This window comes from Colwellia sp. 75C3, assembly GCF_002836255.1.
Taxonomy (GTDB): domain Bacteria; phylum Pseudomonadota; class Gammaproteobacteria; order Enterobacterales; family Alteromonadaceae; genus Colwellia.
In genome coordinates this window covers 1-12776 of the sequence record NZ_PJAU01000031.1, presented here as the reverse complement: position 1 = coordinate 12776, position 12776 = coordinate 1, and the positions used below count along the sequence as shown (strand labels likewise).

General features: G+C 38.5%; 11 protein-coding genes. 4 read left to right on the top strand and 7 right to left on the bottom strand.

The window, feature by feature from the left end:
- Positions 1-96: 96 nt before the first annotated feature.
- Positions 97-807, top strand: a complete 711-nt coding sequence (locus CXF85_RS00225) for a glycerophosphodiester phosphodiesterase (protein WP_101226520.1) — start codon at positions 97-99, stop codon at positions 805-807.
- 118 nt (positions 808-925) lie between these two features.
- Here CXF85_RS00225 and hutI read toward each other — a convergent pair whose 3' ends face one another.
- Positions 926-2173 carry an imidazolonepropionase gene (gene hutI, locus CXF85_RS00220; RefSeq protein WP_101226519.1) on the bottom strand — a complete coding sequence of 416 codons (1248 nt, stop codon included), beginning with the start codon at positions 2171-2173 and terminating at the stop codon, positions 926-928.
- Positions 2174-2382: 209 nt separating this feature from the next.
- On the opposite strand from hutI, the gene hutC reads away from it, so the two are divergent.
- Entirely contained in the window at positions 2383-3144 is a 762-nt protein-coding gene (gene hutC / locus CXF85_RS00215) for a histidine utilization repressor (protein ID WP_101226518.1), read from the top strand.
- A 188-nt stretch (positions 3145-3332) separates the two neighbouring features.
- On the opposite strand, the gene CXF85_RS00210 is transcribed toward hutC, so the two are convergent.
- Positions 3333-5363, bottom strand: coding sequence for a urocanate hydratase (locus CXF85_RS00210; RefSeq protein WP_101226517.1), 2031 nt, complete (start codon positions 5361-5363; stop codon positions 3333-3335).
- 15 nt (positions 5364-5378) lie between these two features.
- Positions 5379-6896, bottom strand: a complete 1518-nt coding sequence (hutH, locus tag CXF85_RS00205) for a histidine ammonia-lyase (RefSeq protein ID WP_101226516.1) — start codon at positions 6894-6896, stop codon at positions 5379-5381.
- Between the two features lie 145 nt (positions 6897-7041).
- On the opposite strand from hutH, the gene CXF85_RS00200 reads away from it, so the two are divergent.
- On the top strand, positions 7042-7938 hold the full coding sequence (locus CXF85_RS00200; RefSeq protein WP_101226515.1) for a LysR family transcriptional regulator: 897 nt from the start codon (positions 7042-7044) through the stop codon (positions 7936-7938).
- A gap of 95 nt (positions 7939-8033) precedes the next feature.
- Here the strand turns inward: CXF85_RS00200 and dusC are convergent, their stop codons facing one another.
- The 4 genes from dusC to CXF85_RS00175 form a co-directional block, all read right to left on the bottom strand.
- Entirely contained in the window at positions 8034-8966 is a 933-nt protein-coding gene (gene dusC, locus CXF85_RS00195; RefSeq protein WP_101226514.1) for a tRNA dihydrouridine(16) synthase DusC, read from the bottom strand.
- A gap of 522 nt (positions 8967-9488) precedes the next feature.
- Positions 9489-10403, bottom strand: a complete 915-nt coding sequence (locus CXF85_RS00185) for an NAD(P)-dependent oxidoreductase (protein ID WP_101226512.1) — start codon at positions 10401-10403, stop codon at positions 9489-9491.
- A gap of 36 nt (positions 10404-10439) precedes the next feature.
- Positions 10440-10937, bottom strand: coding sequence for a nuclear transport factor 2 family protein (locus tag CXF85_RS00180; protein ID WP_101226511.1), 498 nt, complete (start codon positions 10935-10937; stop codon positions 10440-10442).
- A 78-nt stretch (positions 10938-11015) separates the two neighbouring features.
- Positions 11016-11912 (bottom strand): bifunctional GNAT family N-acetyltransferase/hotdog fold thioesterase, encoded by an 897-nt coding sequence (locus CXF85_RS00175; protein ID WP_101226510.1) that lies wholly within the window; start codon positions 11910-11912, stop codon positions 11016-11018.
- 54 nt (positions 11913-11966) lie between these two features.
- Between CXF85_RS00175 and CXF85_RS00170 the strand changes: the two genes are divergently transcribed.
- Entirely contained in the window at positions 11967-12728 is a 762-nt protein-coding gene (locus tag CXF85_RS00170; RefSeq protein WP_101226509.1) for a hypothetical protein, read from the top strand.
- The last annotated feature ends 48 nt before the right edge of the window (positions 12729-12776 follow it).

The following is a 12776-nucleotide window of genomic DNA, read 5'->3' as shown; positions in this document are numbered from 1 at the left end:
GTCAATTTAATCTCTGCTCATTTTATTTAGTACATTCACGTTACTCGGTATTATACTTAAAACTAACACTAATGTATTAATCATATTTAACTCCCTATGTTAATTTTTGCTCACCGAGGCGCTAGCGGCGTTGCACCAGAAAACACGCTACGATCTATTCGTACAGCTTTAGATGCTGAAGTAGATGGTATTGAAATAGATATTCATGAAGTTGACGGTAAACTATTTGTTATTCATGACCGATGGTTGCACAGAACGACATCCGGTCAAGGGCAAATTTTTAACTATGATTATCAGTATTTACGTAGTTTAGACGCGGGTGATGGTGAAGTTATTCCGACCTTAGACGAAGTCTTAGCGCTAGTAGCCGGAAAATGCACCATCAATATTGAATTAAAAGCAGTGAAAAATTTAACGCTATTATTTTCCTGTATTGATGACGCTATCAATACAACGGCATTATTGAGTAATGATATTTTATTTTCATCATTTAATCATAGGTTATTACATGCCATTCACCAACAGCGAAGTGATTTTGCTATAGGCGCTCTTACGGCATGTTACCCATTAGAATACGCAAAGTTTGCTGAACAACTCAATGCTTATTCTGTGCATCTCCATGTCGACTTTATTAGTGAGCACTTTGTCGCTGATGCCCATAAACGAGGTTTAAAAGTATTTGTCTATACGGTCGATGAATTAGAAGATATCAATGCAATGAAACAATTAGGTGTCGATGGTATATTTTCTAATTACCCAACAAAAGCTAAAAGCCATATTGCCCATTTAAATGGTAATGGCAATTAAATTAAATTAAATTAATTCATCGTGTATTTTAAAAGTGACAATAATCATGCTTAAACTAACTTAGTTATGGAACTAAGTTAGTAAGAAGTACTACATTGCAATACTTCTTACATCAACTTTACGCACTCTCATTCATTAACACTTGTTGTCCATTTTGAATCAAACGGCTCAAGGGATTTACACCAAATTGATAACAAAGCTCTGCTGGTTGTTCGATATTCCATAAGGCAATATCTGCATCATAACCAACAGCCAACTGCCCTTTGCTCTCGCTTAATCCTAGCGCCTTTGCGCCATAACAAGTAATACCAGCCAAAGCTTCAGAAGGTGTTAATCTAAACAAAGTACAGGCCATATTTAACATTAGGTGAATATTATGAATAGGAGATGTACCTGGATTTGCATCAGTAGCAACGGCCATAGGTACTTGATGTTTACGCAGTAGCTCTATTGGTGGTAACTGAGTTTCACGTAAAAAGTAAAAAGCACCGGGTAATAATACCGCGGTCATACCCGATTTTTTCATCGCTTTAATGCCAGCTTCATCGAGGAACTCAATATGATCAGAAGACAAAGCATCATAATTTGCAGCGAGCTCTGAAGCGCCTAAGTTAGACAATTGCTCCGCATGCACTTTAATAGGTAAGTTATGAGCTTTTGCCGCATCAAAAACACGTTTGGTTTGCTCAAGACTAAAACCAATGCCTTCACAAAATACGTCAACAGCATCAGCTAAGTTCTCACTAACTACTTGTGGCAACATTTCATCGCAGACAATATCAAGGTAAGCCTCGGCATTATCTTTATACTCAGTCGGTAACGCATGTGCGCCTAGAAAAGTACGTTTGATAGTTACAGGCAATTCTTCAGCAAGAAGCCCTGCTACTTTTAACATTTTAATCTCGTTAAGAGTGTCTAAACCATAACCAGATTTTATCTCAACCGTGGTAACACCTTGTTGATGCAAAGCAGTTAAACGCGGTAAAGCGCTGGCAAGTAACTCTTGCTCACTCGCCTTTCGCGTCGCAGAAACCGTTGAGACAATACCACCGCCGGCATTTGCTATTTCTTGGTAGCTTTTACCTTGTAAGCGCATTTCAAATTCGTTGGCACGGTTACCGCCATACACTAAATGTGTATGACAATCGATTAAACCTGGTGTTAACCATTGGCCTTTACCATCAATAATATCAACTACACTGCTATCAACGTCAGGCAAATCACTTACTTTACCTAACCAAGCGATTTTTCCTTCACTAATTGCTAAGGCACCTTTGATAATTTCACCATAGCTATTAGCGCCATCAGTCATAGTTGCCAGGTTTACATTGGTATAAAGGGTTTGCCAGTGCTTAGAAAGTGTCATATCGCTACCTAATAGAGAAAGTGATGAATAATGTAAAAGCAAAAATAATCCGCTAACCTCAGATAAAAAAGGAAATGACAGGTAAGTTCACTATAATAGAAAAATTTTACCTTTAAACTTGACAAACCGCAACTTGTATATACAACCCTTGCCTTTTCATCAAAGATGTGCGACCGTATAAATAAGTTCAAACTAATGCAAACACCATCATGACTGCCAATTCTCCTCTCCATTCTAGTACTAGTGCTAAGAATAGTTCAGCAAAGGTAACTAAGCCTGCGAAGTATACTATTATCAAACAATACATTTGTGAAAATATTGAATCAGGTGAATGGCCGCAAAATGCCAAGGTACCTTCTGAAAATGAACTAACGCTAAAATTTGATGTTAGTCGTATGACAGCTAGGCGAGCCTTACAAGATTTAACCGAACAAGGAATATTAGTACGCTCGCAAGGTGCAGGTACTTTTGTTGCAACGTTTAAATCTCAGTCTTCATTACTAGAGATCCGCAATATTAGTGATGAAATTAGTGGGCGTGGTCATCAGCATAAAGCTAAGCAATTATTACTAAAATCTATTGCCGTTACAGAAGAAATAGCTATTTTACTTAACTTAAAAAATAACGAAGCGGTTTCTTACTCTGAGATATTACATTATGAAAATGATGAACCAATTCAGTTAGAACATCGTTATGTCAATGTCAGCTTAGTACCTGAATACTTGTTACAAGACTTTACTGAAATCACCCCGCATGAATATCTTTCATCTGTTGCGCCGTTAACGGAAGCAACTCATGAAATAGAAGCGATTTTAGCAAGTAGTGATATTTGTCAGCAGTTAGACATACCGTCAAGTACGCCTTGTTTACAAGTTAAACGCCGTACTTGGTCTAAACAAGGTGTAGTGAGTTTCGCTATTTTAACATCGCCCGGTGATAAATACCGTTTAGGCAGCCACCTTAAATTTTAAATCTGCCAAAATTGAAACGTTAAGGTCATCGCTGATCTGTTTTATCTTTAGCAGGTAGATTCAAAGCTGAATAGACTTCTACATTCAATAAGAAGCTGCATCCATGCAGCGTCCTTATCAAAATCAATGAGTATCATTGCTATCAAAGCTATTCCTATCTATAAGGAATAGCTCCCAAGCCTAGTATTTTACAGCGATAAGTTATTTAAAATATCGTCATCAACTAGATTAGCCAACGTTACTTTAAGCTTAGGCGTTCTTGCCATTTCACGTTTTATAGCAAAATTAGCTTCTGAATTTCGTGCCCAACTACGTCTTGCAATACCATTGTTAACATCAAACAACAGCATAGATTTTAGTTTACGCTCAGCATCATCAGTACCATCAAGTAACATACCAAAACCACCGTTGACCACTTCACCCCAGCCTACGCCGCCGCCATTATGGATAGAAACCCAAGTAGCGCCACGGAAACTATCACCGATGACATTATGAATAGCCATATCTGCAGTAAAGCGACTACCATCATAAATATTGGACGTTTCGCGATACGGCGAATCGGTGCCACTTACATCATGGTGATCACGGCCTAATACTACCGGACCAATTTCACCATTGTTGATAGCGTCATTAAAGGCTTTAGCAATTTCCATGCGGCCTTGAGCATCAGCATAAAGAATACGTGCTTGTGAACCAACAACTAACTTGTTTTGCTTAGCATCTTCAATCCAAGTGATGTTATCTTGCATTTGCTGCTGAATTTCTTCAGGTGACTCTTGCATAATCTTTCTAAGAACACTTGCTGCGATGGCATCAGTTTTATCTAAATCTTCAGGTTTTCCAGAAGCACATACCCAACGAAATGGTCCAAAACCATAGTCAAAACACATTGGACCTAAGATATCTTGAACGTATGATGGATATTTAAAGTCAATGCCATTTTCAGCCATAACATCGCCACCAGCGCGTGATGCTTCAAGTAAGAAAGCATTACCGTAATCGAAGAAATAAGTACCTTTAGCGGTATGCTTATTTACTGCATCGGCATGACGTCTAAGTGTTTCTTGTACTTTAACTTTAAACGCTTCAGGCTCTTCTCGAATTAATCGATTCGATTCTTCATAGCTAATATCTACCGGGTAATAACCGCCTGACCAAGGGTTATGTAATGATGTTTGGTCTGAGCCTAAATGGATAAATATTTCTTTTTCATAAAAGCTTTCCCATACATCAACGATATTACCTATGTAGGCAATTGATACTACTTCCTCGGCAGCTTGCGCTTCTTTCACGCGTGCAACCAATTCATCCATGTTATCAATTAACTCGTCAACCCAACCTTGCTGATGACGTTTAGTTGCGGCATTTGCATTCACTTCGGCACAAACAGTAATACAATTAGCAATATTACCTGCTTTAGGTTGCGCACCACTCATGCCACCTAAGCCGGCTGTTAGGAATATTTTTCCCTTAGACGTTTCGCCTTTGTTCAATACTTTACGGAACGCATTCATCACCGTAATGGTGGTGCCATGAACAATGCCTTGCGGACCAATGTACATGAAAGAACCCGCTGTCATTTGCCCGTATTGTGTTACACCTAAGGCATTAAACTTTTCCCAATCATCTGGCTGAGAGTAATTAGGAATCATCATGCCATTGGTTACAACAACACGAGGCGCTTCTGTAGAAGACGGAAATAGTCCCATTGGGTGACCTGAGTAAAGATGCAAAGTTTGATCACTTTCCATTTCACTCAAATATTTCATCGACAACAAGTATTGTGCCCAGTTTTGAAAAACTGCACCATTGCCACCATAAGTAATTAACTCTTCAGGATGTTGTGCAACAGCAGGATCTAGGTTGTTTTCAACCATTAGCATGATTGCCGCTGCCTGAGTACATTTAGCAGGATAATCGCTAATCGAGCGTGCTTTCAAGGTATAACTTGGCTTGAATCTATACATATAGATACGACCAAAATCTTTTAATTCTTGAGCAAACTCTGCAGCTAATTCTTGATGCCATTCTTTAGGAAAGTAACGTAGCGCATTTCTTACCGCTAATTGCTTTTCGTCAGCAGATAATATGTCTTTACGCTTAGGAGCACGATTCGCATCTTCAGGGTAAGCTTTTGCCGGTGGCAATTCACTTGGTATGCCTTGCTGGATCTCTTGTTGAAAAAGCGTTAGGTCTTGAAAATTCATAACTGTTGTCATAGCAATGGCCCTTTATTAATGGTTTAAGCTAACGGTAAATGCTTGCGACTTAACTAATTTTATCATGGCATCGATGTCAGGTTTTAATAGTCTATCTTCTTCAAGTTTAGCTACCTTCGCTCTGATCACAGCATGGTTTAGTTCAATGATATCTGAGCATTTATTAGGGCGTCTAAATTCGATAGCCTGTGCCGCATACATTAACTCGATAGCAAATATCTTCTCTAAGTTACCTAAGATTTGATTTAATTGTCTGCCAGAAATACTACCCATAGATACATGATCTTCCTGACCCATTGAGGTAGGAACACTATCCGCTGATGGTGGGAAACAAAGCGATTTGTTTTCTGTTACCAATGCAGCTGTTGTGTATTGTGGGATCATCATACCTGAGTTTAAGCCACCTGCAGAGGTCAATAATCTCGGTAAACCGTGTAATCCTTCTAATAACAGGTAACAACGACGATCTGAAATATTACCCAATTCTGATGCAGCAATCGAAGCATAGTCGAGAACCATCGCTAATGGTTGGCCATGGAAGTTACCACCTGAAATCGCTTCTTCACTACTGATAACAATTGGGTTATCCGTAACAGAGTTCATTTCAACTTCCACTAACTCTTCTAAATGATAAAACGCATTACGTGATGCGCCATGTACTTGTGGAATACAGCGTAATGAATAAGGGTCTTGAACACGTTCACATTCTTCATGATCAGCCATGTTTTGTGAATCTTTAAAGAAACTTCTCATGCGTCCCGCAACGACAAGGTTTCCCTTAAATGCGCGCACTTGATGTAACTCTTCTCTAAATGGAGACTCGCTGCCTTGCATGCCTTCGATAGTCATAGCACCGGTGACATCAGCAAGGTCTAATAAATAACGCATTTTAGTTAGCGCTGTGATGGCATGTGATAAAATAAATTGTGTGCCGTTAATTAACGCCAAACCTTCTTTAGCGTGCAGGTCCATAATCTCTAAACCATTTTCGCTAAGTAGTGGTGCTGCAGGAACTATTTTATCAGCTTGCCCCTCTTCACTTTGCCAAAACTCACCTTCACCCAATAATGGTAAGAATAAGTGAGAAAGTGGTGCTAAATCACCCGATGCGCCTACTGAGCCTTGCTCTGGTACAACAGGAATCAAATCAAGTTTGATAAACGCTAACATACGTTCTACAACGTCAAGGCGAATACCTGAAAAACCTTGGCTTAGCGCATGTACCTTAGTAATTAACATCAGCTTAGAAATTGCTTTTTCGATTGGCTCACCAACACCTACGGCATGGGTGATAAGCAGATTTTTTTGTAATAGATTAGTATCTTCAGGTGAGATTTGTGTATCACATAATGGGCCAAAGCCTGTGTTGATACCATATACAGCTTTATCTGAAGCAGCCATTTTCTCTACGCGTTGGCGGCTTGTATTGATTTTATCTATCGCTTCTTGGCAAAGCTCAGCTTTGATACTGCCATCAGCAATACCATTTACAATATCAAGATTTAGGCGATCAATACCGTATTTAAATGTCATCTTAATGCTCCTAATTGTTTATATGTTTTGTTTAGCAACGTTGCTAATAATACCTTTATTTTATCTTGCTCTAATTGTTTTATAAATACATAATAATCGTAATTCATTCCGGCTTTATCAAACTAACATTAAAAGGATAAAAAGCGTGCAGGTTCATGACGTCGATTTACGTTTACTCAGAATATTCGTCGCTATTGTTGAATGTGGCGGTTTGTCCGCGGCTGAGTCCCGGTTAAATATAGGACGCTCTACCATAAGTTCCCATTTATCGGACTTAGAAGTTCGTTTGGGCATTAAATTATGCAAACGCGGCAGGAGTGGTTTTGAAATAACAGAGCCTGGGCGCGTGACTTATCAAGCATCGCTAGAGTTACTACAACAATGTGAAGCATTTACTACTACGGTAGCGAGTTCTAAAAATGTGCTATCTGGGCGTGTTACTATTGCAACGATTGATACTATGGTCAGCGATCCGCGCTGTGGTGTTGCTCGTACTATTCGCGCCTTAAAAGCACAAAGTGACAACATTCAGTTTGATATAAATGTATGTGAAGCGCGAGAAGTGGAAACATCGGTTGTTAATGGTCGATCTTTAGTGGGGATAGGTGTAAGTAGACACCATTTACGTGGACTAGATTACTTTCCTTTACGTAATGAAAATAACTACTTGTATTGTGGTGTAGGACACCCTTTATTTGATTGTAAACCTTCTGAACTCAATAAACTATTGAAAGATGCTGAAGTTATCAGTAGTAATTATATGCGCGATAAAGAAAGTAGAAATGATGGTTTAAACTATCAAAATAGTGCTATTGCCTATCACGATGAAGGGATAGCGCATTTAATATTATCTGGCGAATTCATCGGTTACTTACCTGATCATTATGCCAATTTTTGGGTTGATAAAGGGCTGTTTAAAGCAATTTTACCTGAAAAGTATTCATACCAAATCCCCGTAGTGTTAATCTCTTCAAAAAATAACATCATCTCCCCTTTGGCAAACGCACTGATAGAAGAGATTAAGCGCTGTCATTCTTTTTAAAAATTATTCTATATTTAGCTAAGAACTTAATATAAAAGGTTATAAATAGAAAAGGGCAACAAATGTTGCCCTTTCTAACTATTTTTCTCTATTGTTTAAAACGCAGCTTTAATATCTTCTGCTGTTTTTAATCGTCGAATTTCGTCAAATAATGCATCAGCTTCTTGATAATGATTTTTTAAATATTTCAGCCACTGCTTGATACGATTACAGTAATACTTGTTATTATCGCCGTGAGTGTCAAATTCTGTATAGGCAGATAATATAGCCAGTACTTCTAACCACGGCATAATATCGCTTTCTTGTTTAATGACTTGCCCTAGGTTCGGTATAGTCAGAGCGCCACGACCCACCATAAGATCTTTACAGCCAGAAGCTTCACGACACTTAATTGCATCTTCTAAATTCCAAATTTCGCCATTAGCGATAACGGGAATATTAATGGCATTTTTAATTTTAGCAATCCACTGCCAATGTGCCGGTGGTTTGTAACCTTCTACTTTAGTACGGGCATGTACGGTCAGTTCATTGGCACCTGCCGCCTCAACCGCTTGGGCATTTTCTATGGCGAGCGTTTTGTCTTCATAACCCAAACGAATTTTAGCACTGACAATGGTATCGCTAGGAACAGCTTCTCTAACTGCTTTTATGATTTGATAAAGGTTTTCGGGATCTTTTAATAAAATTGAGCCACCGCGACTTTTATTAACCGTTTTAGAGGGGCAACCAAAGTTTAAATCGATGCCACTTGAACCGAGTTCAATCACTTTAGCTGCATTTTCAGCCATATACTCAGGATATTGTCCCAATAACTGCACACGAACAGGTGTACCCGCTTTAGTACAGCTACCGTAAATATCAGCATCAATTAACTCGGGGCAGTAACGATGAAAAACACGCTCTGGCAGCACTTGGTCAACCACACGAATAAATTCAGTGACACAAAGGTCATAACTACCTACTTGCGTAAGTAAGTCTCGCATTCTGTAATCCAACACGCCTTCCATAGGCGCAAGTACAACTCGCATTAGTATGAAGAATCCTTGGTAGAGTTCAGTGCTTCTGCGGTTTTATTTATCCGAAATCGAGTACTGATATTAATAAGTAAAAAATAGAAAGCTAATGTTAAAGAGGCAACCGTTAGATGAATAAATAACGTGAATGGCTGTAAATTTTCTTGCCAGAAAAAGATTGGTCCTACATACGTCACATAACAAAGATCCAAAATAGTGACATGACCCCATACAACAAGAAACAGTAGTTTAGCTTGATGACGAATTATAAATTTTGTTGGGAATAAGTTCAAAAGTTGGCTCTTTAATAAATATCAGCGCTAGTATATCAAAAGCATCAACATCCAGTGTAATAATGATTTTTATATGAGAAAACATTTCTATATAGTTAACTCAGAGGCTTGTTGTAAATGCTATTTTCGAAGATTCATTGTTTTTACAAACTGGAACCCCGATTAATACGCCACGGGGATGACGCCCCAAAAGTTATATACGTAGTCACGTAAGAAAATTATAACTTAAACATCAGAAAAGCAATTACTCCCCTTGCTCTAGCCATTGGAGTAAATCATCATAAACGAATGAATAATTTAATTCGGCTCGTGTTTTTATAGCTGAGACTATTTTTGGCGCATTCTCAGATGCCAAGTTAGTCTCTTCAAAAGTAGGTGTTGGTAATTGTAAGGCACTCGCTGCCGTTTGATAATATTGCTTCTTACTTACCTGTGTTGAGCTAACACCATTAAAAATTCCGCCACGGATATCACTTTCTAATAATGCTTGAATTAAGCCAACAGCGTCTTGTTGGTGAATTAAGTTAACAATGGCTAAAGGGCTTTTTAGCATACGACCATTTAACAAAAACTTACCTGGATGACGATTAGGCCCAACTAAACCTGATAATCTCAGTACATAAGCCTTTCTATTAGCAACACTATCATCAGACTCATTAGTGCTATTTTCATTAAAAATACTGTCATTAAAACTTAGTACTGCTTGCTCTGCATCATTTAATACTGATACTTTATCAGCAGAGAAATCCAATTCAATATGTTCATCAACTTGCCCTGACAAACCGTTATATATTGCACTGCTGCTTAGTAAAATAATCTGTTCAACGCAGTTACCTACTTTCGCTGATTCAACAAGCTGTTTTACTTTGTCAGCGTAGTCAACGCGACCTTGCCTAAATTGGGGAGTAATGGCGATGACTAAACATTGCTGCTTAAAAATGGGATGGCTATTTAATAGCGCTTGCTCTGTCGGTAAGCATAATACCTCAGCATTAATGTCTTGGCTTTTTAGTAATGCTGCATTCTCAATATTACTGCGGGTCGCGAGTACTGCTACGCCTTGTTTTTTTAGCTGGTTCGCTAATGCGCTACCCAACCATCCACAACCAACGATGCCTACAGAGGTGATTCCTTCATTCTTTACTACTTTAATAGTCATTGCTTACTCATTTTCATTCATTTTATATTAGTGATATTACTTACTTGGCTCAAAAGACTTTATTTGCTTAACAAGCGCTTTAGCTATGCCATTAGGCATAGGGATTGATAGGTTGTATTGAGATATCTTCCAACCTTGATTCGTTTTTATCAAAACCCCTGAACCACGGCAAGTACCATAAGTTTCACTCAATAATAATTCATCAAAAAAGGCTACCTGCCCTTGTTTAACTAAACTGATATTTCGCTCAGTTGGGATATAGAGCCAGCCGGTACCTTTTAAAAAATATGGGTCAACAAACGCTTTAAATTCTTCTTTACTCCAACGTTCGCTAGCATCAGTACCAAGAAAAATGGCATCTTGGCTCATTAAGTTAAAATAAGGCTCGGCTTGTGCATCTGCTGCCGCCTGATGAAAGCTATTTAAGACTTCAGCGATATTTTTCTCATCATTCGCAGCAAGTGCGGTAAAGCTACATAACTGTACCATTAGTCCAAAAACTATGATGGCGACTAACAAGTAATACTTTTTCATACGTTCTCACTTTTAACGTTTTGACTTATATTAGCGCTGATACTTACGCTTAGCTTAGTGCTTAACAGGATACTTACCTTAGGATTTCGGAGCTAACACCGCATAACTTCCGCTAAAGGTCGCGGCAATTGTATCACCACAGTAAAGATGAGCAGTTAACTTAATACGCGCATTTTTACCCAAGGTTAATCGTGTAAAGTCACCTGATACTGACTCAGCTTTAACTTTTGCATAACCAAGCCCTGTTATCGATTTATGATATTCGATATTCGCGTTAGCTAAGACAATGTCGCCTTTAAGTTGTAAATGCTGTAGCTGTAAATACACCCAGCCCCAACCAGATAAAGTCGCCAATGTGTAAATACTGCCAGCAAACATAGTGTTATGCAGGTTTTTATTAAAGCCACCATCGCAATGCGTAATAAGCTCATTACCATCAAAGTAACTAATTTTAATGTTCATCGCTTTGCTGAGCGGAATAGTATCATGCCAAATATCTTGTAGTGCCACTGATGATTTTTGTTGATGATTATCACAAGGGACTAACGCTTTACTCATAGAGAAATGTTCAATTTCGTCAAACAATCGATGTGAAAAGCTATGCAAGGTATAACCAAGGCGCTGATAAAAAGCGACTGCATTTTCTCGAGCGTTCAAGGTTAAATTTGTAATGCCTAACTTTTGTGCTTGCAGCTCCAAATCTTTCATCATTTGCAGTCCAAGACCTTGCCCTTGTGCTTCTTCACTGACTGCCATAAAACGTATTTGGCCGGTAAACTGGTCAGATTTTTCTAGTCGCCCAACAGCGAGTACTTTATTATTTTCATCGATAATTATACGATGAAAACTTTCCGGCTCTAGACTATCACGTTCACTACCTAAGGCTTGTCCCCACGGCTGACGTAAGACTTGCCAACGTAATTGGTAATATTGCTCAAACTCTAAAGCGGTTTTTGGTGACCTGCAGACTTTCATTGGCTATCCTTACGCTTATTCAATATTATTAATAATAAATTTAGGAATTGGCTTATGCAGTTAGCGAAACATTTAGCCCAAGGGCGGTTAGTGTATTTAAGCCAACAACAAGATGCAATAACAGTAAGTGAAAATGACTATTATCGTTGGATGGCATTTAGCGACGTAGTGCAAAGTGTTATGCACAAACGTAAACCTTGGCAATTAACGTTGCCGCATCAAATTGCCCTGCTAATGCCACTACTGCTTTTTAGACCAACACGCATCATTGAATTAGGCTTAGGCGGCGGAAACCTCACCCGATTTTTACAGCATTTATCACCCGATATCATGTTAACGACCATTGATCACAGTCAAGAGGTTATCGACAGTTTTACTCAATACTTCAATCCAGAACAAGTTGATATGGATTTAATCTGTGCTGATGGCATGACATGGTTAGCACAACAGGATGCTAGCGATATTGATTGGATTATTTGTGATGTCTATCAGTCTCAGGAACTAGGTTTTGATTGCATCGTAAATCAGCTTGAGGTGTTAACAAGCAAGTTAGATTCACATGCCTGTTTGTCAATTAATTTACCTGATATCAGTGATCACGACATTAATTTGTGTTTGACGATATTACAGCAGTTACAACCAGATCATCATATTACTTATTTTAATATTCCTAACTATCTTAATATTGTTATTCATCTAACGCCTCAACATTGGCAACTGCATCGATTAATAAAGCGAAATAAGCAGAGTTATCTCTCTCCGATTACTTTGCATCGCTGGCGAAAGTTTTGGCCTCATGGCTTACAACTTAATTAATCTGATAACTATTAATTAAAAAGACAGCACAGTAAATAATTTTACTGC